Origin of the sequence: Bacteroides congonensis (genome assembly GCF_900130125.1) — a bacterium.
GTDB classification, from domain to species: Bacteria; Bacteroidota; Bacteroidia; order Bacteroidales; family Bacteroidaceae; genus Bacteroides; species Bacteroides congonensis.
The window spans coordinates 401,943-428,226 of the sequence record NZ_FQXY01000011.1; the positions used below are offsets into that span (position 1 = coordinate 401,943).

General features: G+C 45.4%; 15 protein-coding genes. 9 read left to right on the forward strand and 6 right to left on the reverse strand.

The annotated features are described in order from the left end of the window. Positions 1-88 precede the first annotated feature (88 nt). Positions 89-4,441, reverse strand: a complete 4,353-nt coding sequence (locus BQ7997_RS19130) for a hybrid sensor histidine kinase/response regulator transcription factor (RefSeq protein WP_073347671.1) — start codon at positions 4,439-4,441, stop codon at positions 89-91. 480 nt (positions 4,442-4,921) lie between these two features. Here BQ7997_RS19130 and BQ7997_RS19135 point away from each other — a divergent pair, with 480 nt between their 5' ends. The 3 genes from BQ7997_RS19135 to nagB are packed head-to-tail and all read left to right on the forward strand — an operon-like array spanning position 4,922 to position 8,018. Then, positions 4,922-5,899, forward strand: coding sequence for a tRNA modification radical SAM protein MnmL/YtqA (locus BQ7997_RS19135; RefSeq protein WP_210436315.1), 978 nt, complete (start codon positions 4,922-4,924; stop codon positions 5,897-5,899). Positions 5,900-5,957: 58 nt separating this feature from the next. Continuing rightward, positions 5,958-7,154 (forward strand): FprA family A-type flavoprotein, encoded by a 1,197-nt coding sequence (locus tag BQ7997_RS19140; RefSeq protein WP_073347672.1) that lies wholly within the window; start codon positions 5,958-5,960, stop codon positions 7,152-7,154. Between the two features lie 51 nt (positions 7,155-7,205). Further along, complete coding sequence (gene nagB / locus BQ7997_RS19145) at positions 7,206-8,018, forward strand: glucosamine-6-phosphate deaminase (protein WP_022139126.1); 813 nt, start codon at positions 7,206-7,208, stop codon at positions 8,016-8,018. Between the two features lie 121 nt (positions 8,019-8,139). Here nagB and BQ7997_RS19150 read toward each other — a convergent pair whose 3' ends face one another. The 5 genes from BQ7997_RS19150 to BQ7997_RS19170 all read right to left on the reverse strand — a co-directional run bounded on the left by BQ7997_RS19150 (position 8,140) and on the right by BQ7997_RS19170 (position 17,202). Continuing rightward, entirely contained in the window at positions 8,140-8,754 is a 615-nt protein-coding gene (locus BQ7997_RS19150) for an L-threonylcarbamoyladenylate synthase (protein ID WP_044655952.1), read from the reverse strand. A gap of 25 nt (positions 8,755-8,779) precedes the next feature. Beyond that, positions 8,780-11,305 carry an AsmA family protein gene (locus tag BQ7997_RS19155; RefSeq protein ID WP_073347673.1) on the reverse strand — a complete coding sequence of 842 codons (2,526 nt, stop codon included), beginning with the start codon at positions 11,303-11,305 and terminating at the stop codon, positions 8,780-8,782. Between the two features lie 369 nt (positions 11,306-11,674). Then, positions 11,675-13,672 (reverse strand): tetratricopeptide repeat protein, encoded by a 1,998-nt coding sequence (locus BQ7997_RS19160; protein WP_073347674.1) that lies wholly within the window; start codon positions 13,670-13,672, stop codon positions 11,675-11,677. Between the two features lie 24 nt (positions 13,673-13,696). Next, the gene (locus BQ7997_RS19165; RefSeq protein WP_022139122.1) at positions 13,697-14,485 is read right to left on the reverse strand and encodes a Cof-type HAD-IIB family hydrolase; all 789 of its coding nucleotides are present in this window, start codon (positions 14,483-14,485) and stop codon (positions 13,697-13,699) included. A 146-nt stretch (positions 14,486-14,631) separates the two neighbouring features. Further along, complete coding sequence (locus BQ7997_RS19170; protein ID WP_073347675.1) at positions 14,632-17,202, reverse strand: Kelch repeat-containing protein; 2,571 nt, start codon at positions 17,200-17,202, stop codon at positions 14,632-14,634. 228 nt (positions 17,203-17,430) lie between these two features. Between BQ7997_RS19170 and BQ7997_RS19175 the strand changes: the two genes are divergently transcribed. The 6 genes from BQ7997_RS19175 (at position 17,431) to BQ7997_RS19200 (ending at position 26,250) form a co-directional block, all read left to right on the forward strand. Next, positions 17,431-18,453, forward strand: a complete 1,023-nt coding sequence (locus tag BQ7997_RS19175; protein WP_073347676.1) for an alpha/beta hydrolase — start codon at positions 17,431-17,433, stop codon at positions 18,451-18,453. A gap of 157 nt (positions 18,454-18,610) precedes the next feature. Further along, positions 18,611-20,332 (forward strand): GxGYxYP domain-containing protein, encoded by a 1,722-nt coding sequence (locus tag BQ7997_RS19180; protein WP_073347677.1) that lies wholly within the window; start codon positions 18,611-18,613, stop codon positions 20,330-20,332. A gap of 23 nt (positions 20,333-20,355) precedes the next feature. After that, the gene (locus BQ7997_RS19185; protein WP_022139118.1) at positions 20,356-21,774 is read left to right on the forward strand and encodes an FAD-dependent oxidoreductase; all 1,419 of its coding nucleotides are present in this window, start codon (positions 20,356-20,358) and stop codon (positions 21,772-21,774) included. A gap of 10 nt (positions 21,775-21,784) precedes the next feature. Next, positions 21,785-23,242, forward strand: a complete 1,458-nt coding sequence (locus BQ7997_RS19190) for an FAD-dependent oxidoreductase (RefSeq protein ID WP_044653449.1) — start codon at positions 21,785-21,787, stop codon at positions 23,240-23,242. An 8-nt stretch (positions 23,243-23,250) separates the two neighbouring features. Then, the gene (locus tag BQ7997_RS19195) at positions 23,251-23,946 is read left to right on the forward strand and encodes an SGNH/GDSL hydrolase family protein (protein WP_044653448.1); all 696 of its coding nucleotides are present in this window, start codon (positions 23,251-23,253) and stop codon (positions 23,944-23,946) included. Between the two features lie 27 nt (positions 23,947-23,973). Continuing rightward, on the forward strand, positions 23,974-26,250 hold the full coding sequence (locus BQ7997_RS19200; RefSeq protein WP_073347678.1) for a GH92 family glycosyl hydrolase: 2,277 nt from the start codon (positions 23,974-23,976) through the stop codon (positions 26,248-26,250). The last annotated feature ends 34 nt before the right edge of the window (positions 26,251-26,284 follow it).

Below are 26,284 nucleotides of genomic sequence, written 5' to 3' on the forward strand. Positions count from 1 at the left end.
TTTCTTTTGGTTTTTAGATTTGAGACTGCAATAGTACGGGGTTTTCGTTGTTTCTTCGGGTAATATCCGGTAGAAAAGGAGTATTTATTTACTTTTTCTTTTCCTTATATTCCGACGGTGTGATTCCTATCACTTTCTTGAAGCATTTACTGAAATATTTCGGATCGTTGAAGCCTGTCATGTAGGCTACTTGGGAGAAGTTGTACTCGCCGCTGTCAATCAGTTGGACGGCACGCTTGATACGTATTTCGCGTATGAAGTCTACGGGTGTCAGTCCGATGATTGATTTCAGTTTGCGGTAGAAGATGGTGCGGCTTAGCATTAACTTTTCGGCAAATTCGTCAATGGTGAGTTCGGCGTTGTCCATCTGTTCTTCCATAAATTCCATCACTTTCTCCATGAATTGCTCGTCGTACGGGGTTATCTGCGGTTGAGACGGGGTGAGGGAGCCGGCAACAGGAGCGGCGGAAGAAGTGTTTTTGCCTTCCATCAGTTTGTTCATATAGATTTCCTGCAACGCTTTGCGTTGGCGTAGCAGGGATGCTATGCGTGTCTTCAGGTAAGTGGCGCTGAAAGGCTTGGTAATATAGTCATCTATGCCTTGTTCCAGCCCGGCGATACGGTCGTCGAGGGATGCTTTGGCGGACAGAACGATGATGGGGATATGGCAGATGTTGTTGTTCTCTTTGATTAATCTGACCATCTCAAGTCCGTCCATAACCGGCATCATGACGTCGCTGATGATAAGGTCGGGCAGATTGTCGGCGGCACGTTGCAGTCCCTCTTCGCCGTTGGATGCCGTTATGACGGTGTAATTCTCCGACAGGATATTCCTCAAAAAGGCTTTGAGCTCTTCATTGTCTTCTACGACCAGTATGGAGAAATTGTCGGAATTGCGTTCCTGTTCCTCTTTTTCCTCTGTCTCTTCGATAGCTTGCATGCTGTCGGCGGGGTGAGGGGGTGAGTCCAGGCTGTCATTCAGGATGAATTCGACTTGTCCATCTTCTTCAAATACTTCTTTCTGCAAGGGCAGAATGACTGTGAAGCGGCTGCCAGTACCGGGTTGGCTGTCCACTTCGATAGTGCCGTGATGCATTTCCACCATTTCTTTTACCAGAGACAGGCCGATGCCGGAAGACGGTTGCAGGATATTCTGTTTTACTAATGATTCGAAGCGTTGGAAGAGGGAGTGTTGTTTTTCCGCCGCGATGCCGATGCCTTCGTCCGCCACTTCTATCTCCACTGCCTTTTCTTTCGTCGAGATGCTGACTGTTATCGACTTGTCGGCAGGCGTATATTTAAATGCGTTGGAGAGCAGGTTGAAGAATATCTTTTCAAATTTATCCCTGTCCACCCAGCTATATACGGATTCAACCTTGGTATGTAACCGGTAGTTGATGTGCTTTTCTTCCGCTATCAGCCTGAAGCTGTTCATAACTTTTTGCAGGAGCGGCACCAAGTCTGTCTCTTCTATCAATAGCTTCATCTTCTGGTTCTGAATCTTGCGGAAATCCAGTATCTGGTTCATCAACCGGAGCATACGCTCGGTATTCTGATGCACTAACGTAAGATGTTCGCGTGCGGAAGGTGAAAGGGGCTCATTCTCCAGAACTTCTGTTACAGGACTGCTGATTAGAGTCAGCGGAGTGCGCAGCTCATGGGAAATGTCGGTAAAGAAACGCAATTTGATGTTGGCTAATTGTTGCTCCATATCGACCCTGTGGCGCAGCCGGTAGATGTAGAACAGTACATATACGATTGTGGCTGTGAAGAGTATGAACAGGACGAAATAGAGCAGCCATGCCCAATAGGTTTCCCAAAAGGTGGGAAGTACGTGTACGGACATGGTACGTACATTATCCGTCCATACGCCGTCACTGTTCGTTGATTTTACCTGCAACTGATATTTGCCTGCGGGTAAGTTGATATAGCTTGCAGACCGGTTATTGTCGGCTTCGTTCCATTCTTCTTCCAGTCCTTGCAGGCGGTAGGCATATAAGATGCCTTTCGGATTCACATAATCGAGCGCGGCGAATTGGAAAGTGACATTCCGTTGCGACGGCTCGAGTTCCAGTTCTTTCAGGTTGTCGATGGAATAATCCGTGGAGTGTCCCTGAATCTTAAGTCCCGTGAACACAATAGGCGGAACATATCCGCTCTTGTGCATCTTTTCGGGAGAGACTTCAAGAAATCCCTTATCCGTCCCTAATACTATCTGGTTACGGGCATTGATGACAGGAATCGCTTCCGAGAAATTAAACTCCTGATAAATAGAACTCAACTCGTAGTTTTCAAACGTTTCTTTGACGGGATTGAATTTGGAGAGGGCTATCTCCGAAACAACCCATAACTGGTTCTGTGTATCTTCAATCATCGAAAGTGCCAAATCCGAAGCCAGTCCGTTATTCTTGTCATAGTTCTTGAATTGGATATTCTCACTAAGTAGGTTTTCAGATATGACTTTGTTTACTCCACCGGTGAAACTGATGATATAAGTGGTCTGGTTCTTGTCGGTGTATATGTGCATGATGTCGTTGGCGCTGAGGCTGTTCTTGTCTCCTGGCCTGCGGATATTCCGGTAGAACTTGATTTCTTCCAGGCGCTCGAAGTTGTTTGAGAATGTGAGCAGCCCGTTGGTCGTTCCCACAAGGATAACTCCCCCCGGTGCTTCGGCGATGTTCCGCACTTTCATGCCATACGCTATGGGATAGTTCCTCAGTTCATTGTTGCCATGGATAAAGGATATTTTGCCGTCTTTGGCTTGTGTGAGCAGGTTTAATCCGCCGCCATAGCATCCTACCCAGATATGATTGCGGCTATCCTGATGGATGGCATAGATACTGTTACTGCTCAGGCTGTAAGGATTGTCAGGCTGATGTTCAAAATGATGGATAGAGTAATGGTTTGTCCCTGTTTTCCTTAATTGGAAAAGGCCGATGTCTTTCGTCCCCAACCATATATTATTGTTTTTATCTTCCAGAATGGAATATACTCCGTTGTAGAACGGCTGCTTTTCTTTGACGATGTTTCCCTGGGCGGACAGATAACCTTCCAAAGTACCGTCAGGCGCGTATATCTGAATATAGTTCGACTTGGATGCCGTCCATAAGCGGTTGTTGCTGTCACGTAGAAAGGCACGTGTTTCCGCTTCATAGTCAGTCAGGTTGAATTGATAGCTTTGCGGGAAGAAGCATAGCTTTTCTACACCGCGTGCTGTCGCAAACCAGCAGTTGCCCTGATTGTCCAATGTATAAGACCTGACTAACGGGCTGAAAATAGACTTGGGATTATTGATGTCCGTAAGAAGCGGTTTGAGGGTTTTCTCCTTCCTGTCGTAATAGCAGAAGTTTCCTTCGGTGGGAAGCAGCCACAGATTCTCTGCTTTATCCTCAAAGATAAGTTTGCGGCTTTTGCGCCCATGCTTGATAAGCTCTTCTTTGGGAGTGAACAGGTGCTCTTTTTCGTTGGTAGTGAGGTTGATATGAATGATTCCCGGGTCTTTGGAGAATATCCAGAGTTCTCCCAAGTGGTCTTGATAGACCGTTTCCACATAGTTGGAGAATTGGGTGGCGGTGCGGATATCTATCTGCCGGAAGCTGTCTTCCCGGGTGGAATAGAGTATCAATCCGTTATCCGTTCCCAATGCCAGCATCTCTTTTCCCAAGGCGGTCACGTTATTTATTTTGCCGTGCGGATAAGGGATATCTACGAACTTCAGCTTCTTGGTCTGGAAATCGTATTTGGCCAATTTGTCATTTTCTGCAATCAGGTAGATGGTTTCTTTTATCTGTGTGATAAATTGGAAGGGGAAGTCGGTATCCAATGTCTTCTTCCCTATGATTGAAATACCTTTGTCGGTCAGTATCCATTCATCTTCTTCCGAATCCTGATAAACGTTGACTATCTGGTCGCCTTTCAGGTTGTGGCTGGAAGTAGCGTAGAGTGTGATGCCTTCTCCTTTTTTGCATAACTGTTCGTCTACCCTGAATGCATATCCGTTTTCACAGAGAATCCAGGCAATGCCTTTTTTCAGCGAATAAATGCGTGTGACATAATTCGTTTGTTTGGTAGAACGCTCTATCGGTTGAAGGACGTCTATGAACTTCTCGGTTTCGACATCGAAAAGGCAGGCCTGCCCGTCGTAAGTGGGACACCATATATCTCCGTATCTGCTTTCTGATATGATTCCCATACGGTTACTACCGAATGCGTAGGCACTTTCTTGTGAAGTCTTATAAGTCTTGAAGGTATAACCGTCGAATTTGTTGAGCCCGTTCCATGTACTGAACCATACAAGCCCTTTCCGGTCTTGTAAAATACTCATTACCACTCCTTGGGCAAGACCGTCACTGACAGAGAAATGCTTTACCTGACAGATGGGTTGGGCGATGATTGCAATCGCTGCCAGCAGGACAAAAGATAGAGTGATGAGCCGTTTCATAGTAGTTGTTTTTAATGTCCAAGCAAAAATAAACAAAACAAACCGGAAAAGAAAACAGGAAAGGCGGATTGAACGAATTATCCTCTTTTTTGATTATTTTTTCCTCTTATGTTGATTGCATTATCGCCCCCTTTCCGGTGCTTTATTGAAACTTAAAGAAACGACAGTTATTTAAACCAAAATCCTCTTTATATTCTTATTAGGAACATAAAGAGGATAATTTTATTGACGAGAGTTGCATGGGGTATGGTGAGATGAAATCATAATTGGGGAATAAATTGCACAAGACTTTCACAAGTATCCTCCCGTCAATGCCTAAAATCGAGGCAAAGCTAATTAAATAGATTTTTAAATTACCATATTTATTAATTTATCTTATGGTCTTTATGATTATTTTAATATATTGAAGATATTTTGGGGCATCTTTTTTTACCTCGCTGATTTTTCTTATGTTTGTAGATTAAATAATGAATGAACAGAATGAATATGCCAACTTCTTTTCTATATAATAATTTTCCTACTTTCTTGCGTAAGTATTTTCCATACAAAGTACAAAAGATATCATTGAATGCAGGTTTTACTTGTCCCAACCGGGATGGAACGAAAGGGTGGGGCGGCTGTACGTATTGCAATAACCAGACTTTCAATCCGGATTACTGCCGGACGGAGAAATCCATCGCTACCCAACTGGAAGAAGGCAAGTGCTTTTTCGCCCATAAATATCCGGAAATGAAATATCTTGCCTATTTTCAGGCTTATACCAATACTTATGCGGAATTGGAAGGACTGAAACGTAAGTATGAAGAGGCGCTAGAGGTGAAAGATGTCGTAGGTTTGGTGATAGGAACGCGTCCGGATTGTATGCCGGAAGGCTTATTGCACTACTTGGAAGAGTTGAACAGGCATACTTTTCTCATGGTGGAATATGGAATAGAAAGTACTTGCGACAAAACTCTGCAACGTATAAATAGGGGGCATACTTATGCGGATACAGCAGAAGCGGTCGGGCGGACTGCTGCTTGTGGTATCTTGACAGGCGGACATGTCATCCTCGGACTTCCGGGAGAGACACATGACACGATGGTGGAACAGGCGGAAATCCTGTCGGAACTGCCGTTGAGCACTCTGAAAATTCATCAGTTGCAACTGATTCGCGGCACGCGCATGGCTCATGAATATGCTGAGAATCCCGTTGATTTTCATTTGTTTGCGAAAGTAGATGAATATATTGATTTAGTGATTGACTATGTAGAACATCTTCGTCCCCATATAGTAGTGGAACGCTTTGTCTCCCAATCTCCTAAAGATTTATTAATAGCTCCTGACTGGGGACTGAAAAATTATGAATTTGTAGCGCGTTTACAAAAAAGAATGAAAGAAAGAGGTGCTTATCAAGGCAAGAAGTACAAGGATTCGGAAAAAAGGATTAATTTTGCAGACGATAAATTTACTACCTGAACAATTCCTATTTGGGGAATATCGGGTGGTGAGAGAGATTTTTAATGTAACTTAAAGAATGGAACATAAAACAAGAATTAAAGGAAATGTCCACTATGTGGGAGTAAATGACCGTAACAAGCATAGATTTGAGGCGATGTGGCCATTACCCTATGGAGTTTCATATAACTCTTATCTGATTGATGATGAAATGGTGGCATTGGTGGATACGGTGGATATCTGTTATTTTGAAGTCTACTTGCGCAAGATCAAGCAAGTGATTGGAGAGCGTCCCATTAATTATTTGATTATAAATCATATGGAGCCTGACCATTCCGGTTCTATCCGATTGATTAAGCAGCATTATCCGGATATTATCATTGTAGGCAACAAGCAGACATTCGGCATGATTGAAGGCTTTTATGGCGTGACCGGAGAACAGTATCTGGTAAAGGACGGAGATTTCCTTGCCTTGGGACGTCATAAACTGCGTTTTTATATGACTCCGATGGTACATTGGCCGGAAACGATGATGACATTTGACGAAACGGATGGAATCCTTTTCTCAGGTGACGGATTCGGATGTTTCGGTACGCTGGACGGCGGTTTCCTGGATACCCGTATGAATGTAGATAAGTACTGGGGAGAGATGGTTCGCTACTATTCAAACATCGTCGGCAAATATGGAAGCCCTGTACAAAAAGCGTTGCAGAAACTCGGCGGACTTCCTATTTCCGCTATTTGCTCTACTCACGGGCCGGTATGGACGGAGAATATTGCCAAAGTGATTGGTATCTATGACCGTTTGAGCCGTTATGATGCGGATGAAGGTGTGGTTATCGCCTACGGAAGTATGTATGGAAATACGGAGCAGATGGCTGAGGCTATTGCTGCGGAGCTTTCCGCACAAGGTGTCAGGAACATCGTTATGCATAATGTGACGAAGAGTCATCCTTCTTATATCATAGCGGATATTTTCCGTTATAAGGGACTTATCATCGGTTCTCCCACTTACAGCAATCAGATATTCCCTGAAATAGAAGCGCTGCTTTCTAAGATTCTGTTGCGTGAGGTGAAAGGTCGTTATCTGGGCTATTTCGGTTCTTTCACATGGGCAGGTGCTGCTGTGAAGCGTCTGGCGGAATTTGCGGAAAAGAGCAAATTTGAGCTGATAGGCGATCCGGTAGAGATGAAGCAGGCGATGAAAGATATCACCTATACCCAATGCGAAAACTTGGCGCGTGCCATGGCGGAACGCTTGAAGAAAGACCGTTAATACAGTGAATGAGATAATATATTTATTACTAACCTATAAAACAATCGACTTATGAGATTAATTATTCAACCGGACTACCAGTCCGTATCTCAGTGGGCTGCACATTATGTTGCCGCAAAAATAAAGGCTGCCAATCCGACACCCGAAAAACCATTTGTACTGGGTTGCCCTACCGGTTCTTCTCCTCTGGGTATGTACAAAGCGTTGATTGATCTGAATAAGAAAGGAATCGTTTCCTTCCAAAATGTAGTGACATTCAACATGGATGAGTATGTAGGATTGCCGAAAGAACATCCTGAAAGCTACTATTCTTTTATGTGGAACAACTTCTTCGGTCATATCGACATCAAACGGGAGAACACCAATATCCTGAATGGTAATGCTCCTGACCTGGACGCAGAATGTGCACGTTATGAAGAAAAGATTAAGTCTTATGGCGGTATCGACTTGTTTATGGGTGGTATCGGCCCTGACGGACATATCGCATTCAACGAACCGGGTTCTTCCCTGACTTCACGCACTCGTCAGAAAACATTGACAATGGATACTATCATTGCCAATTCCCGTTTCTTTGACAATGACATCAACAAAGTTCCCAAGACTTCATTGACAGTGGGAGTGGGTACGGTACTTTCTGCAAAGGAAGTGATGATTATCGTTAACGGTCATAACAAGGCGCGCGCTTTGTATCACGCAGTAGAAGGTTCTATTACGCAGATGTGGACTATCAGTGCTTTGCAGATGCATGAAAAGGGTATCATTGTTTGTGACGATGCTGCTACTGCCGAATTGAAAGTCGGTACGTATCGCTACTTCAAGGATATTGAATCCGCTCACCTTGACCCTGAATCTTTGATTAAGTAAGGGATAAGATAAACGCTATAAAGAATGGGCTGCATCAGTGATAAATTGATTGCAGCCCATTTTTTGTGGGACATTTACTGAATATCCCTTTTGTATGATAGAATTTCCGGCGGAGATGAGATTAGTTCTCTTCCAACCAGCCTTTCCCCTGACGGACGATTTCCGGTTCGTCTTCTGTGCATTTTACTACGGTAGAAGGTTCTATTCCTCCGATGCCACCGTCAATGACCAAGTCCACTATGTCGCCGAACTTTTCGTCTATAAGTTCAGGGTCGGTCATGTACTCCAAATCCTCATGTTCTTCATAAGGCAGGGTGGTAGTCATAATAGGAGCATCGAGCAGTCGGGCAATCTCACGGATAATGTTATTGTCCGGCATACGGATACCCACTTCTTTCCGGTTGCGGAAAATTTTTGGTAACCGGTTCGTGCCGTTCAGAATAAAGGTGAATGCTCCCGGAAGGTTATGCTTCATAAGCTTGAAGACACTATTGTCTACTTTGGCATATTCACTGATACTGCTCAAGTCATAACAGATGATGGACAGGTTGTTCTTCCGTGGGTCTATCTCTTTGATTCGGCATATCCGTTCTATGGCACGCTCTTTCAGGCCGTGGCAGCCGATGGCGTACATCGTATCGGTGGGATAGATGATAAGTCCGCCGTCATTCAGGATATCAATGACACGTTGTAAATCCTGCGGGTTATTATTTTTATCATATAGCTTCAAAAGCATAACCTCTTCTCCTTCCCTTGATTCTTTATTTAAGTTTCTTCTTTAAGAAATCCAGTGCTTTTTCAGCAGCCTTCTCCGTCACTTTTTGTTTGATGGAATCCTTATTGGCAGTAGCGGCAGAGTCTAATCCAAGCTTCTGGCCGAGTTTGCTGATAGCTTCGTCGGCTACGGCTTCAACAGCCTGGTTTGCCATACTCTTCGTATCGACACTGACTTTCGGAGAAGTAAATGAACCACCGATTTTCAGGTCGAGAGTCATTAACTTGGAGATATTCCCCACGGATGCAGGTAACTTAATCTTTCCTGTGTAATCAATGGTTTGGTCGAGCCCTGTGCTACCGGAAAGATTCAGGTTATAGTCACCCATCTTGATATCGAAAGGTTTCGTTTCTACCCGCCCGTCCTTGATAGTGAAATCCAAAGTCATATTTTTCACTTTCATATCTTTCAGGCTCGGTTGCTTCACAGCATCCGCGATCTGGTCGATAGCTTTTACTCCGCTTAAACTAAGGTCACGGGTAGAAAGGCTACCGTCCCCTTGCATCGTATCCAATACGGGGCTCATGGCTGCATCCAAATCCGTCAACACATTAATGCTACCGGAGAAATTACCTTTCAGGTTTTCAAAGATAGGAGCCATCTTCTGTACCATATCCAATTCCTTGTAGGCTTGCGCAAAACCAATGTTCGTCAGTTTGAATCCGGCTTTCAGTTCCGGCTTCTTTGCGTTGGCGGTAGAATAATATCCGTTCATTACCACATTTCCGCCCATGGTACTCATGGATAAATTCTTCATGTCTACTTTACCGTCTTTTACAACGAGTTTGCCATTCATATTGTTGAAAGACATCTTGTCGAATAATACCTGCTTCAGGTTAGCATCCATTTGGAAGTCAATGTTACGCGGCACTTCAACAACTCCGGTGGCTGTGGCTACGGAATCTGTAGCTGCCGCATCCGATGTAGCGGCTTCATCCGTAGAAGCAGTCATGAAATCATTCAGATTGAAATAGTTGGAACGGATATTCAGTGTACCTTTCAGAGTAGTACCTTTCAGAACATAACCGATGTAGTTTTCAAACCGGCTATCGGCAGTAATATCATTCTTTCCGATATTGACAGTCGTTTCACTCAACTGAAGATACTTCGGAGTGAAAGTGAAAAGTGATTTCTTAATCTCTACATCCGGTATATCCTTCATTTTAAGCTTCATACCCGTCAGACCGATAGTACCGGAAGCCTGCATACGTTCGTACTGTTCCTGCTCGATATAGGAAAGACGTCCCGACATTTGCATATCGGCGTCAATTGTTCCGTTCAGTTCCATATCCCCGAGTGGATATACCTGCTTAATCATGCCCAGGTTAAGAACACCTTTGGCTTCAGCCTTGAAGTCAGAGTCACTGACGGGTGTTTTCACGTTAGCGGTCAGACTGAACGGATTTCCTGCCAGGCGGAAGCTGAACGGATTAATGTCAATGGTGGTCAGGTCGATATTACCACCCGGATTCTGAACGTTGGCACTGATATTGATTTGGTCTACTCCTGCCGGTAAAGCCGGATAGCGGAACATAGCATTCTTGACTTGCATATCAATATTGAATGCAGGTACCGTATCTCCTTGCAGAACACCTTTGGCCGTTGCCGTAAGGGTAGCTGTTCCGTCGGTTTTCAGACTGGAGAACTCCGTAGCGTAGATGGCAGGAATTAACGAAAGAATTTCTTTGAAACCAATATCGTTCGTGTTGAGTTTCAAATCCATGTCAATAGCCGGGCCTTTCAAAGCTACCCAACCGTCGATACCGGCCTGAATGGCATTAAGACGAATCGTATTATCCTTTAATGTATATTTATTGTTGGCAAGATCGGCATCTACATCCATTTTTGCGGAGATATTGGCATTTGCCAGGAAAGGAATCCCATTCATCTTGTAAGTCAGGGATTTGGTTTCCGCTTCCAGCTTCAGGGTAGTACGTTCACTTCCCAAGTCTCCTGCGCAGATAGCGTTGAAGTCGCGGATATCAGCATACATTTTTCCTTGTTGGTCATCATAGACCAAATTCATGTTTTTGATGACGAAACGTTGTAGTTTCACTTTGAAAGGAGAAGATTCTTCTTCCTCAACGGCTGGTGTTTCGTCAGTTGCGGTCGTGTCCGGTTTCATAATATCCCAATTGACTTGCCCGTCCGGCAATACAATGGCATGCAACTTGGTGTCTTCAATGAAGATTTTAGAAATATCATAGCCGCTATCTCCGAAAAGTGAGAATAGATTAATGGCGGCAGTAACTTCTCCGGCTTGTACAAGGGTATCGTTAGCGAATTCTCCTGTACCTTTCAGCCAGAAATCTTCGAGAGTGACAGAAGCCTGCGGGAAGTTACGGAACAGGCTAATGTTGAGTTTCTTAAAGTCAAATTGAGCGTTGAACATCTTGTTGCCTTCTGTCTTTACGATATCGGCTATCTTACCTTGGAAGGCGAAGGGAAGAAGGAGCATCAGAATGATAATTACTCCTACGGTGATAGCTGCGATTTTCAAACCTTTTTTCATTTGCTTCTATTTTAAGAGTCTGATAATATGCAAGGAGCAAAACTAATAAAATTTTTTGATAATAAGGGATAAAAGTGTTTTTTTTAGGGATTCTTATTTTTAAATTAGCAGAATCCAAAGTACGGGATTGTGTTAGGGACGGTTGAGGATAGAGAGTAGGGGATGATAACTTAATCTGTAAATATATTTGCGTGTAGCTCTCCAAAGTAGACAATGGCTCTCCAAGGCGTTGTAAGTGGGGGATTCGTTCCTCGGTGAGCAACAACCTTTTCCTCGGTGGGGAACGGGGCTTTCCTCGGTGAAGAACGATGTGTTGGTCGGTGAGGACGAAAACGGTCGGTTTCCGTCTTTTTCTTTTATATAGATTTATTACTTTCTCTTTTTCTTCAGTTCCTCTGCGATTCTCCATTGTAACGCAGCTTCCGCTTCCTTTCCTGCTTTCAGCAAAGCGTCACCGAATAGTTCATGTGCACCGGCATGCTCCGGTTTCAAGCTTGTCGCTTTATCCAGGTCGGCAATGGCTCCTTCCGTATCTTCTGTTTTTAGTCGAAGTTTTCCCCGGTTATAAACAGCTTTGAAGTTTGCCGGGTGAAGATTTACAGCCGTATTGAAGCAGTTCTCCGCATCAAAATACTCTTTGTTGTTAAAGAGCGTGATACCTTTTCGTATCCAGGCATCCACGTAGTTCGGGTCGAGACTGAGCGCCTTGTCATAGTTGGCAAGGGCGGCACGTGCGTCATGTGCCTGAGTGATACACTCATTGCCCATTAACAGATACTCATGTGCGTATTGGCGCAGACGTTCCTGCTGTTCCTTCATCTGTTCCTTGAGCTTTTTATTCTGTTCTTTCAAGGTGTTGATGACACCGAGTTTCCGGCGGATGAAGCGGCGGGGGACAGGTTTTTCTATATCATAGCGGGAATGAATGGCACGGAAAAATTGTTCCAGACACTCTTCCATATCTCCTTTGTCGAAAGCACGTGCGGCTGCGGCATATTGTACATCTGCCTGTGCCTGTTTCAATGCCTTGTCAATGGCTTGTCGGTTATTGAAACGTCCCGCAAAGTTCACAATCTCGGGACGGACGAAAACATCTGCCCTGTTAATCGGCTTTTTGAGTTGGATACCATCCAGTGATGTACAACGGCTGAGTGCGACATATGCTTGTCCACCGGCGAATACTCCGCCTGTGAAGTCAATGACTACCCGGCTGAAAGTCAGTCCCTGGCTCTTGTGAACAGTAATAGCCCATGCCAACCGGATAGGATATTGCGTGAAACTACCCAGTACTTCTTCCTCAATCTCTTTCGTCTTTTCGTTGTAGTGATAGCGGATATTGCGCCATGAATCCCGTTTCACGTCACATTCTTTTCCGTCGTCAGTGATAACGTATATCGTTTCCTCTTCCTCATCAATGCCGGCAATAACGCCAATCGTACCATTTACCCAACGGCGGTCGAAATCATTCTTGATAAAGATAATCTGTGCGCCGGGCTTTAGTACAAGCTCTTGTGAGGTAGGCAAACTGCTTTCAGGAAAATCCCCTTCGATAACTCCTTCAAAAGTAATCGGCTCTCCCGGAAGTTCAGCCAGTTTCTTTTCGTTGATTGTGTCTACCGTATCCCTTCGGGTAGCAAGCGTGATATACATATCCGCTTCCGCTTCTTCAATATGACTTCCGTAGCGGGTATTCAGCAGTTGCAAGTCCGCAGCTCCGGCGGTATTGGTACGGATATGGTCGAGTACACCGACAAAAACAGGGTCGGTCTGCCGATAAACTTTTTGAAGCTCGATAGACACCAAATCTATCTGACCGAATACCCGTGCAGAGAAAAAGTAGGGAGTAGGGTAGAACCGGTTCAATATTTCCCGCTCATCGTTCTTTACGACAGGTTCCAACTGGAAGACATCGCCTACCAATAACAACTGTTTTCCACCGAAAGGCTCACGTAAGTTATGGGAATATACGCGCAGGATACGGTCGATGGCATCAATAATATCCGCCCGCACCATTGAAATCTCATCAATAATCACCAGTTCTATCTGTTCCAGTAACTTCCGGTGCGGTTTGGTATATTTGAAAAACTCGTGGATGCGTCCCCGTTGCAGGCTGAGGTTTGGGTCGTCAGGCAATAGCGGATAGAAAGGAAGTTTGAAGAAACTATGCATCGTGCTTCCCCCGGCATTGATGGCGGCAATACCCGTCGGAGCAAGTACGACATGTTTCTTTTTCGTATTCTCGCAGACGTAACGCAGGAATGTAGATTTCCCTGTCCCTGCCTTTCCGGTTAGAAAGACCGACTGGCGTGTATATTGAATCAAGTTCAGGGCATCCTGAAACTCAGCGTTGTTAGTGTCTACGCTCATTCTTGTAAGTATAGTAAATCCTTTTTATTCAATGATTCCGAAATGTTTCATCGCTTTGCTGATTCCATCCTCGTCAATGGGAGCCGTCACGTAATCGGCGGCGGCCTTTACGTCATCCTTTGCCTGTCCCATAGCTACTCCGATAGCGGCATGGCGAAGCATACTGATGTCGTTTCCACCATCTCCGAATGACATCGTATCTTCCAACTTAATATCAAAGTAACGGATGATTTCATCAATCCCCTTTTGCTTGGTATCCCCTTTGGCGGTCACGTCGGCAAAAGACGGATACCAGCGCCCTATCTCACAAGTCGGGATAGACGGGCGGATTTCCTTTTCTTCTTCCTCTGTGATAAAAGGTGTCATTTGTATAATCTCCCTGCTTGTCGCTTCTTCAAAAGAGACAGTCGGGATCACATTCACGTGCAGGAAATCATAGAAAATCTTTTTCACCATCTCGTCAGGCTGGCAAACAGATATATTATGTTCCTCTACAAAGATACAAGGTACCCCCTTCTTCTCGCAGAAAGCACCCATTGCTTTTACTTCTTTTTGAGGGATGGCACTTTTATAAATAACTTGCTCTCCGACAAAACAATAAGCCCCGTTCATGGTAATGTATCCATCTATGAGATTCCGGTCTTGTAGTTCGGAAAGGTTGTTGATAATGGCTTTCGGGCGTCCGGTAGCGATGAATATTTTATGCCCTTTTGCGTGGGCGGCTTCCAATGCCTCAATAGTAGAAGTCGGGATGCGGTGAGTCTCAAAACTGACCAGCGTTCCGTCTATATCAAAAAATAATGCTTTCGTCATAAATTCCTTTTTGAATTGAATACAAAAGTACTATTTTTCTATGTAAATAGCAATTAGGATACTTCTCTTATGCTTTTTTAGTCTTACACATACAGAAGAGGTAATTCTTCTTTTCTCCTACGGTCGCCTGAATGATAGAACTAATATTATTCTTCAAACGGATTTTCCTTGTATTTCTCCCCATAAAGTTGCTGAAATTCTTTTTGGAAGCGCTCATAAACGCTTTGTGCATATACTTTCTGTCCAAGTTTTTTAAGTGCCTTTATTTTGAACATCAGTGCGGTTTCGCTCATTCCGTCGAATGAGAAAAGTATATCAGCCAGTACAATCACCTTTCTGGGTTCATTATTCGTTTCTACGATAGGAAGCAGTTTCTCTATGATACGGATAAAAAGCTCATCATGATTTATCTTGATATAACCAAACCACTCGTAGTGTACAAAAGCTGGCAATAAAGTACCTCTTTGTAGCAAGCCGGTAAGCTGTTTCACTTCTTTTTCTTGAGGTGAAGCAACCTGCTGCAGCGTTTTTGCTATACTCAAGGCTTTGAGATAATCACAATAAAAATTATCTCCATACACTATCTTCCATTTGTCGTTTGAGAAAACAAGTTCCACTCCTTCCAAGTCAGTTAGGATATTTCGTAGATGATTAATTGTGACGTTACGTATATTTTTGGCGGAGGTTGTCGTTTTTTCCGGCCAGAGTTGAGCGGACAGCTTGTTAGTACTAATACCCTCCTGACCGTCGTACGAATGAAGCAGTACCAGAACAAACATTTGCTTAATTTTAGGTCCAAAGCGGTAAGCAATCTCATTACCCTTGGCATCGAACACTTGGAAATCTCCAAACAAATAGATGGCATTGATTTTTATTGGAGTACTGACCGGTGCATCTATTGGTAATTGGGGAGTATTGCTAGCACTTACCTTATCGGCAGATGCCTCATCTTCAGGAATGCTTTGTGTCACTACCTCTTTTTTATTTCTTCTTTTTATATAATAGTAGCCCACACTAAGAATCAGAAAGAAGGCAATTCCTCCGATAATGCAATAAAGGTAAGCCCGGCTTGGACCATTATCATCATCTGCATTCCATTTTTTAAGCTCCTGATAAGTAATAGGAGGAGCGTTCAACTTATAGACACTAATCTTCGCTTTTGGATTATTATCTTCGCTATACCGGATGATGGCATATAATTCATTGTCTTTCGGATTATTAAACAGGTATGCCGTTGACAGAATACAGTTCGTTTGAAAAACGATCTCGTTGGAGACAATGGCATGTTCCCCTGTCTTCACGTCAAACCGGTGCAAAGAGGCATTCGTTGTTTTCCGGTCTATGCACAAAAGATAGATACACCCCTTTTTACTGTCGAACACAAGTCCGCGGGTCGGAATAAAGTAATTGTCGGGAAACGCTCTGCTCCACAACTTTTTGACGATATGCTTGGAAGTATCAAACAAATACAGGTCACAGAAGAAATCCTTGCCAAGCTCCTGTTTGCCCGTCTCGTTGCCCACTCCTCCGAATACAAAAAAACTTCCCTTTACAGGACCTTTACCTGCTACGGTGTGCATACGGGGATAAATGACATCGCCCGTAAATTGTATCTCTTTCCATGCTCCATGGTCGAAGTCATACTGATAAGTCAGGTTTGAATACTGATAGTTGCCATACCCGCCGAAAATATAGAGCGATTGACTTGCCTGATCGAAAAAGTAAGCATGATGGTGCAACGGATTGGAGAATTGAGGAGAAACGATACGGGTGGGCAGATCCTTATCCGAAATAGTGGAGAAGAAAGGACCGGTTTGTCCGCCAATATCCGCTAAGTTATAGAAATAAGTCTCCTGCTTATCCGGGTTATAAATAGCCTCGCCCGAATATCCCGTTTGCGTGCCCACCGTTTCTTTGAGGTATTCGGTCAGTTTCAGCGTGTTGATGTCGAACTTACTTATATTATTATCACCTACAACTAATATCTGCCGGTCCGGTTCGTCAAACGCTATTCCGGCAGCCGCCGAACTGGTGAACGTACCTATTTCCTGCCAGAAGAACTGTTTGTTAATCTGCCACGTGGGATTGACCACTGTTCCGTGCAACTTGTTACCTGCCTCATGCACCAGCTTTCCATCCGACTCCGTGAGTGGGAACAAGAAAGAATGAGAAGCCTCATCCCGCACCATGATATTTTTAATCACCATGACAGGCACTTCCGGAATCGCCTTGATATTGGCACCGAAGATAATATTCGCCTTAGACGGATTCGGAATAGTAATACCATCGAGCGAATATTTCTGCCCGTCGATAGTCACTTCCGCTTTCTGGTGCTGAAAGTCCAGCCGCGTTTCTACATGCAGCCATTTGCGTGCACCGATAGCTTGAGGCGAGACGGGGATTTCGAGAAATTGCTTTTTATCCGTAAGGCTGTTGATGACGAACGATGAACTGCTTTTATCGCGACCGATATAAGCAAAACTATATGGTGCGGCCTTATCCTCATACACCCATATCTGTCCGAAACTCTCATGGCTATGGATGGATAAATCGAAAGAGATCGTTACAGAATTGGTGAATGAAATATCATTCCCACTGAATAAGTCTAAATAAGTCTGGGGAGTCTCTCTTGAAAAGAGCAGTCCTGCCCCTTTTAGCGGTTGAAAAGAAAGAGCAAATATGGCAATGAATATAAAAAACTGGTATGTTCTCTGCATAATCAAACGACGTTTTAGAAATGCGTTTCAATGCAAAGTTAGAAATTTCCCTCATGTATTCCTAATAATTCAGTTTAATTCTCTTGGGTGATTGCCTGACATCTACCTTTTTATGGAGTGATTAATGAAATAAAAAGCGCACTAATCCGAAAATTAACCCCCTTTTTTTTGCTTTGAACCTATTTTTGTGTCATCGAATTGATGAACCTATATAATACTAATTAGAACATGATGCATATTTCTTCTGACATTGCTTTCAGCCATTCCCTTTGCCGTCCGTTCATGCTGCTTTTGGCATGTGTCCTGTCGTTGGCTGTATGGCCTCCGCTCCGGGCGCAGGAAAAACCGGTAGGGAAACACATTGGCTACAACCGCTATGGCAATCGCCTCTATCAGGTAGGAGGCCAGATAGATGTCTATCCCCGGAAACAATTGACCAAACTGTATTCCGGTCAATTTCCCGCAGATGCCTTTGTGCCTTGGAGCAAGACAATTTACGACCATAAGTTCGAGATTGACGAGCAAAAGGTACGGACTAAACATTTCGTCTACCGTTCACACGAGGGATACGATCTGGAAATGTATATCGACCTCCCTGCTTCAGGTTCCGACTTCCCGGTACTTTTTCATATCTTCGGTGGCGGATGGACTTCCGGCACGCCCGAACGGGTGGAAGTCATTTCTAAATATCTGGCTTCTCTTGGGATAGCAGGAGTGCGGGTGGGACATTCGTTGTCCACTCATCCGGGTGCCACCATCGCACGCGCTTTTGATGATATCAACTACGCCCGGCAATATGTCTTTCGGCGTGCCGCCGAGTGTCGGATAGATACTACCCGCTACGGATATGTGGGAGGCAGTTCGGGCGCGCACCTGTCGGCCGTATCCGCATTGCGCGATCCTGGGACTAAAGTGTTAGTCGGTTTTGCCGGCGTATACGATTACAATATGTTTGGTGGTGACGATAAACCCTATTTCGTACCCAACACCGCCGAGTTCAAACGTGAAATATCACCCGCGTCCATGATTCCGGTTTCAAGCCCGGCTGTTTTTCTCGGACATGGGTTAGGCGATTTTCTTGTGGGATATGTGCAAAGCACTAACTTTGCTTCCTGGCTTGCTAAACAGGGCCTTGAAGTCGAACTTCACCTTTATCCTTATTATTCCCATGCATTCAATCATCCCGGAATTACAGATATGTTTCCTAAACTGATGGATGAAGTGGAACATTTCCTGCAAATTCATCTATGAACGGAACTTCGATACCGTTCGTTGGCAGATGAACACATTTGCACGAAAAAAGCCCTTTTCGGGTAGGATTAATAAAATAAAAGTGGGAGGTAACCTATAAATTAACCCATATATTATAGGCTCCCGGATATCTTTGTCTATATAAACTAATGCCACGATGAAAAAGAAAAATCTAATTAAAACACTCTTCTTAATAGGAATGCTGCTGGGAGGAACCATCTCACCGGTAGTGGCTTCCTCTTCACCGGATAACTGGTGGCCTGTTCAGAAAAGGCCCGGTTACATCTTGAAATGTACACTGTCCCGACCCGGTGATATCCGTGAGATGAATGTTGCCCAATCCTTATGCGGACTTGCTGCCCAAGCTGTAAACGAGGGTATCGGCAACGAGGGACTTTGGGTTGAGAATCGTACACCGGATTATCAGTTGTATTATAAAGCCTGGCTGAAACGCCTCAAAGTAAAGGAACGGGGTGCCCTGAATACCTGGGAAGTCGTGAAACGCTTTCAAAAGCAAGGCTATATAAAAGGTTACATCCTATATGATTATAATCGGAAAGACAACTCCATCAGTCTGGCAACCGCACAGGCCGGCATCCTGAAAGGAATTCTGGTAGATATAACGCTGGAAGAACAGGCAAAAGCGTCCGGCTTGAAGAAATTGTATGACGCCAGCAAGGAGAATTTGACCCGGTCCTGGTTTGATGAACACAAATCCCGGATGAACAATAACTTCATTGTCCTGACCAATCCGTCGATAGCCAACAATCGTGATTATGCCATTGCCCATAAGGGAATGGTTTATTACGGCGTGGACGAATTGCTGGATACTATACTGGAGTGGGTACGCCCCTTGTCACCGGTGATAGGCTGGAATAGCGGGCCGGAATTTCAGCACATCGCCCCCTGTTCCTACTGGGGATTAATTAATACAGCTTCCGATTGGTGCATGAATCTGCCCATGCTCTCCATCACCGGCAATGAAAAAATAAAAAAGATTAAAACTGTTAATCCGGCCCGGATAAATTGGGAGTCTGATGCAATTTATCATTCCTTTGTGATGAGCGACGGAGATAATATGCAGTGGACATTGGGTAGTTTTATCAATAATCCTGATTTTTGGAGCAACGAACATAATGGCAAGATTCCCATGTCATTCACCACGTGTATGGTCAACCTGTCAATGGCTGCTCCCGATGTGCTTAATGTACTGATGAACAGTCAGCCACGAAACGTATCGCTTGCCGAATATGGTGGCGGATACTATTACCCCGACCTTTTTGCTTCAAAGCGCGCCGACAGAGAGGGACTGTTGCGGAGTTTTGCCCGTATCGTGAATGTACACATGCAAAAGATGGGTATCAAAGCATTTGGTTTCATTTGCCATAAGATAGATTCGAAAGAAGCCCTGGATGCATATCGTGTCTTTGCCGAAGAATTGGAGGGAATAGCCGGAATGCTTGCCGTGCAGTATTCTCCCTATAATGGCGGATACGGTAAAGTGTTTTGGGTGAAAGACCGGAAAGGGAACGATATTCCGGTGATTTCCGCACGCGGACAGATATGGGCTAACCAGGAAAAAGAAAAGTCCGGTACTCCCTCGCAGATTGCAGCAGTAATTAATGAAGATGCGACGAATAAAATTCCCGAGGGCGAGATAGCGTGGACCATTGTTCATGCCTGGTCGCGCTTTGAGAAAGAGTCGAAAGACAGTATTGTCAGTGCGCCGCAGAACAGCCGTTCGCCGAGAGGAGTGACTCCCGTGTACTGGTGTAAGCAGTTGCTGGACAAAAAGGTACAGGTAGTGCCGGTAGATGAGTTGCTTTGGCGGTTAAGAATCAAACACATCAATAGAGATTCTGCCATAAATTCTAATTGAAAAACATTAAAGTATACACATATATGGAAATTAACAGACGAGATTTCATTACTAAAGTGTCTGCTATTGCAGCATTGAGTGTCCTGCCTTCGTCATTTGTAGCCGCTATGGGCAATGAGAAGGTAGAGAAGGCCAAGCCAAAGTATCCAACATTGAAATGTGATGTGGTGGTAGTCGGAGCCGGTCCCGGTGGAGTACCTGCCGCCATTGCGGCAGCCCGTCAGGGAGCTAAAGTAATATTGCTGGAAGAGGATAATATGCCTGGAGGAGCCCCGGTCGATATGTATGTTCCCTTTATATGCGGTGGTCCCAGGGTGGGAGTGTTTCAGGAGATGATTCAGGTATTGAATGCAAAACACACCATTGGCGGGCGTACTTGTGAGACGTTTGGAAAAACAGGCAGTGACGGAAAGAATCACTGGTGGATGCCCGGTTCTTATGCGGAAGTGATTTATCAGCTTCTCGAAAAAGAAGAAAACATCACGCTGATGTGCGCAGCACCCGTTGTAGGAGTAAAGCTCAAGACCTCCGGTAACAGAAACCAGGTGACCGGAGTGCGCATCATGCGTAATGGCGATTATCAGGATATTGATGCGGCAGTTACCATAGATGCCACCGGCAACGGACTGATTGCCGATATGGCAGGATGCGAATATATGTTTGGCAGCGAAGCCAAGAGCGATTACAATGAGCCCGTAGGCATCGAAGTGGCCGATGGTAAGGTGCAGCCTTGTACCTGGATGCTGATTAGTGAAAGAATCAAGCGCAATGCCATACTACCTATTGATAAACTGAAAGGCAGCAGTGCTGTGGAAGATAACCTGAATCGTTGGGTGAAAGCCGACGATAAGGAGGATATGATCCGGAGAGACGCCGGCATCTATCTGCACTGGGGACGGACTGTATATTGCAAGGATACCCGTGATCCTCTGTTGCTGGCACAAGCCCAGCAGGAAGCATTGGAACGCCTGCAGGAAAACCTCGAAATCTGGCACGAAGCCGGATACGCAGTACATCTGGCTCCAAAGCTGGGCGTGCGCGAAGTGCGCCGCATCAAAGGCGAGTACGTGCTTACAGCCAACGATCTCATTGCCGGAACGATGCATGATGACGTGATAGCCCACGCACACTATTCGTTCGATGTATGGGGAATGAAAATTCCCGAAGAGATGAAACATATCGGCCCTTATGGCATCCCCTATCGCAGTATTCTGCCAACCAAGACCGAGGGGTTGCTCACTGCCGGACGTATTATCAGTGCGACACGCATTGCTCACAGTTCTCTTAGAGTGCAGCCTATCTGTTCCAACATCGGAATGGCAGCAGGTACGGCAGCAGCTATGTCCGCCTTGAATCAAACCGGACTTCGTTCCATAGATATCAAACAACTACAAGACCGACTTGCCTCAATGGGGCTTTTCGATGGTTTAAAAAAGAAATAAGCGTACGACTATGACAATGAATAGAAGACAGTTTTTGAAGAACATGGGAATAGGCGCTGCTGGTGCAGCTTTGCCCGGAGTCTCCATGTTTGCCGCGAATGAAGCGATGAATCCCCAAGATAAATCCCTGTTTAAATTGCCCGAATTGCATTGCGATGTAATCGTAGTGGGTGCCGGACCGGCAGGTATACCTGCTGCCGTTGCCGCTGCCAGAGAGGGAGCCAAGGTGATTTTACTGGAAGAAGATATGATGCCCGGAGGAGCTCCGGTGGATATGTATGTCACATATATGTGCGGTGCACCCCGTGTCGGTGTATTTATCGATATGGTGCGCGAACTGAACCAGAAACATTCACTAAGCATTACCCCCAGCAGCACGTTCGGACAATGGGCATGGGATAATAAGCAGCATTGGTGGTTGCCGTCGTCATTTGCGCAAGTCGTTTACGGCATTATGAAAGCGGAAAAGAACATCACGTTGATGTGTGGTTCGCCGGTTGTGGATGCAGTGGTCGAGACAAAAGGCAACAGAAACAGAGTGACCGGCGTCTGCGTGATGCGTCAAGGGATGTTACAGAAAGTCTCCGCACCGGTTACCATCGACGCCACCGGTACCGGACTTCTGGCAGCCAAAGCTGGTTGTGAATACTTCTACGGCAGTGACGCCCGCAAGGACTTCAACGAAAGTATCGGACTTGAAAAGAGCGACGGTAGAGTGCAGCCATGTACCATGATGTACATCAGCCAACGCACCCGCAGTGATGCGGAATTTCCCCGCCACATATTCAAGACCGGTGTACTCGACCACGACCAAGAAAAGTGGGTAACCCAGCAGACGGAAGAGGAATTCCGGAAGATAGACTCCGGCATATACCTCCATTGGGGAGCAACGGTAGAGTGTACTGACACTACCGACCCGGTATTGGTAGCCGACGCGCATCGTCGTGCCATGAAAAAGCTGGAACCGCAATTCGAAGCCCTCAACCGGGCCGGATACGTCACCCATGTAGCCCCGAAAATAGGAATCAGAGAATGCCGTCGTATCAAGGGAGAATATGTGTTGACAGTAGATGATGTACTGAAAGGAGTGATGCACGATGATAAGATTGCTGATGCCTGGTACTCGTTAGACCCGTGGGGAATGAATGTAGACCCCAAAATAAAGAACAGCGTAGGACCTTACGGCATCCCGTACCGCAGCTTGATTCCCGTCAATACCGAAGGATTGCTGACAGCCGGGCGTATCATCAGCGGAACCCGTCTGGCAATGAGTTCTTACCGGGTGCAACCGATATGTGCAACCATTGGCGAAGCAGCCGGTACGGCAGCAGCGATGGCAGCTTTACAGAAGACGAGTGTGCGTAATCTCGATGTGCGCCGCTTGCAGAACCGCTTGGACGAGAAAGGTCTGTTCGAGTGGTATCGTCATGTGAATATGAATGTGAATAATAAACCATGGAAAAAATAAGAATAAGTATGAACCGTATATTTCTTTTGATATTAGTATCAATTTTCACAGTCTCCACAGCCAGTGCTCAAACCTCTTTCCTGAAGAAACTCAAGAAAGGTGAAAAACAGACTGTTGTGTTCTACGGTGCCAGTGCAGCCATCAATACCTCCAACCGGGTTTGGGTGGACCAGCTTCGTACCAGACTCGAACGTAGATTCCCCGAAAAGATAACGTTCTACAACTGCTCGAAGTCGGGAATCGGCTCTTTCTGGGCAACGGAAAACTTCAAGGACTCCGTATTGAGCCGCAAACCCGATTTGCTGATATTCGGCTTTTCGGAGAATGATGCCGTGACCCGTTTCAATAATGCTCCCTGGTATTCGGGAAAGTGTGCGGAATATATGGTTGACAATCTGCGGGCGCAGAATCCCGATGCCACCATCGTATTGTATATTCTTTCCGAACGTCCGTTGGGACAATCGGCGGAGACTCGTCCCGAACTGGCTGCATTCAATGCTTCATGTCGCGAAGCTGCCAAGAAGAAAGGTATCATTCTGGTCGATTACTCGGTAGAGTTTAACAAGATCTACGATGCCGGAGGAGAAGAAGCATTAAAGCCATATCAGCGTGACGGTATTTTGCCTACCCGCAAAGCGGCTCAAGAAATTCTTGTACCGATGATGTGGGAGGCGATATTGGGACGTGACAGTACAAAGAAGTGATTCATCAGTTGAAAACATCCTATACAGATGCGTAAATTAAAGAATATGTGGATTGTTGCCTGTCTTTTGCAGGTAAGTGTGGTTTGGGCCGAAAAAGCACCGGTCGATTATGTGAATCCGTTGATGGGAACCCTGTCCGATTTTAAACTCTCTGCCGGCAACACATATCCGGCAGTGGCCATGCCATGGGGCATGAATTTCTGGGTACCACAGACCGGAAAGATGGGAGATGGCTGGCAGTATAAATATGACCAGTACCAGATTCGAGGCTTCAAACAGACCCATCAACCCAGTCCGTGGATTAACGATTACGGGCAGTTCTCACTCATGCCTGTCATTGGGAATAAAATAAACGAAGAAGAGCGGGCAAGCTGGTTCTCTCACAAAGCCGAGACGGTGACGCCTTATTATTATGGAGTATACTTGGCCGACTATGATATTAGAACAGAGTTGGTTCCTACGGAGCGGGCGGTGCACTTTCGTTTCACGTTCCCACAGTCGGACTCTGCTGCTGTGGTGATTGATGCGTTCGACAAGGGATCGTATATACGTGTCGTTCCCGAAGAGAATAAGATTATAGGATATACCACCCGCAATAGTGGTGGCGTACCGGATAATTTCAAGAACTATTTTGTGATTTACTTCGATAAGCAACCCGTTTCATTCTCCGTGTGGAACAATGGAAAAACCGTTGCCGGACAGGAGCTGGAAAGCAATCATGTAGGTGCTGTTGTTCGCTTTTCCACCCAACGGGGAGAACAGGTACAAGCACGGGTGGCTTCCTCTTTCATCAGCTTCGAGCAAGCCGAGTTGAACCTGAAAGAACTAGGCGGCAGAAGTCTGGAACAACTGAAAGACGATGGAGAGAAAAAATGGAATGATGTATTGGGACGCATCGCTATTGATGCCGACGAAGATCAGAAACAGGTGTTCTATTCATGTCTTTACCGTTCCGTACTTTTCCCCCGTATGTTCTTCGAAATGGATTCAGCCGGAAATCCGGTCCACTATAGCCCTTACAACGGCAAAGTATTGCCCGGATATATGTTTACCGATACAGGCTTCTGGGATACATTCCGTTGTTTGTTCCCGTTGCTGAATCTGGTATATCCGTCCGTCAATCAACAGATGCAGGAGGGATTGCTGAATACGTACAAAGAAAGCGGATTCCTGCCGGAATGGGCTTCGCCGGGACATCGTGATTGCATGGTAGGCAACAACTCGGCTTCCGTGGTAGCCGATGGCATACTGAAGGGTGTGACGCCGAAAAATTTATGGCCGGGATTGTACGACGCAATGGTGAAAAGTGCCAATAGTGAGCATCCTACCAGTACTTCGACAGGACGTCTGGGGTATGAATATTATAACAAACTGGGCTACGTTCCTTACAACGTAGGCATCAAAGAAAATGCAGCCCGCACGCTGGAATATGCATACAATGACTGGTGCATCTGGCAGATTGCTAAATTGTTGGACCGTCCCCAAGCAGAACAGGAGTTATATCGCCAGCGTAGCATGAACTACAAGAACCTGTACGATGCTTCTCATAAGTTGATGCGCGGGAAGAATGAAGACGGAACATTCCAGGCTCCATTCAATCCATTCAAGTGGGGAGATGCGTTTACGGAAGGAAACAGCTGGCATTACTCCTGGTCTGTGTTTCATGACGTGGAGGGACTCATTCATTTGATGGATGGCAAGAAATCCTTTACTGGTATGTTGGACTCTGTGTTTTCCCTGCCACCGGTGTTTGACGACAGCTATTATGGCTTCGTGATACACGAAATTCGTGAAATGCAGATTATGGATATGGGCAACTATGCGCATGGCAACCAGCCCATCCAGCACATGATTTATCTGTATAACTATGCACAGGAACCCTGGAAAACCCAGTATTGGCTACGTGAAGTGATGAACCGGATGTATAAACCTACTCCCGACGGATATTGCGGAGACGAGGACAACGGACAGACTTCGGCCTGGTACGTATTCTCTGCCCTGGGCTTTTATCCGGTATGTCCCGGAAGCGGACAATATGTGGTCGGAACTCCTTTGGTACGCAAAGCCGTCATTACATTGGAGAACGGGAACAAGATAACTATACAGGCAGAAAACAACAATAAGAACAATCGCTATATACAGCGAATGATGATGAACGGGAAAGATTATACCCGTAACTACCTGAAACATGATGATTTGATAAAAGGCGGTAGCTTGAACTTCAAGATGGGGGATAAGCCCAACAAAAAGCGTGGCATAATGCCTCAAGATGCTCCTTATTCAATGTCCGGTCAACAGAAATAATCAGGTGGCTGATCGTCTCATATATTAATTGAAC

Bases quoted from the DNA above. Each gene is read 5' to 3' on its own strand.
- BQ7997_RS19155 (WP_073347673.1), bottom strand. From the start codon at position 11,305: ATGAAAAAAGGTTTGAAAATCGCAGCTATCACCGTAGGAGTAATTATC.
- BQ7997_RS19140 (WP_073347672.1), top strand. From the start codon at position 5,958: ATGGAACATAAAACAAGAATTAAAGGAAATGTCCACTATGTGGGAGTA.
- BQ7997_RS19195 (WP_044653448.1), top strand. From the start codon at position 23,251: ATGAACCGTATATTTCTTTTGATATTAGTATCAATTTTCACAGTCTCC.
- BQ7997_RS19135 (WP_210436315.1), top strand. From the start codon at position 4,922: ATGAATATGCCAACTTCTTTTCTATATAATAATTTTCCTACTTTCTTG.
- BQ7997_RS19160 (WP_073347674.1), bottom strand. From the start codon at position 13,672: ATGAGCGTAGACACTAACAACGCTGAGTTTCAGGATGCCCTGAACTTG.
- BQ7997_RS19200 (WP_073347678.1), top strand. From the start codon at position 23,974: ATGCGTAAATTAAAGAATATGTGGATTGTTGCCTGTCTTTTGCAGGTA.
- BQ7997_RS19165 (WP_022139122.1), bottom strand. From the start codon at position 14,485: ATGACGAAAGCATTATTTTTTGATATAGACGGAACGCTGGTCAGTTTT.
- BQ7997_RS19130 (WP_073347671.1), bottom strand. From the start codon at position 4,441: ATGAAACGGCTCATCACTCTATCTTTTGTCCTGCTGGCAGCGATTGCA.
- BQ7997_RS19180 (WP_073347677.1), top strand. From the start codon at position 18,611: ATGAAAAAGAAAAATCTAATTAAAACACTCTTCTTAATAGGAATGCTG.
- BQ7997_RS19170 (WP_073347675.1), bottom strand. From the start codon at position 17,202: ATGCAGAGAACATACCAGTTTTTTATATTCATTGCCATATTTGCTCTT.
- BQ7997_RS19175 (WP_073347676.1), top strand. From the start codon at position 17,431: ATGATGCATATTTCTTCTGACATTGCTTTCAGCCATTCCCTTTGCCGT.
- BQ7997_RS19150 (WP_044655952.1), bottom strand. From the start codon at position 8,754: ATGCTTTTGAAGCTATATGATAAAAATAATAACCCGCAGGATTTACAA.
- BQ7997_RS19185 (WP_022139118.1), top strand. From the start codon at position 20,356: ATGGAAATTAACAGACGAGATTTCATTACTAAAGTGTCTGCTATTGCA.
- nagB (WP_022139126.1), top strand. From the start codon at position 7,206: ATGAGATTAATTATTCAACCGGACTACCAGTCCGTATCTCAGTGGGCT.
- BQ7997_RS19190 (WP_044653449.1), top strand. From the start codon at position 21,785: ATGACAATGAATAGAAGACAGTTTTTGAAGAACATGGGAATAGGCGCT.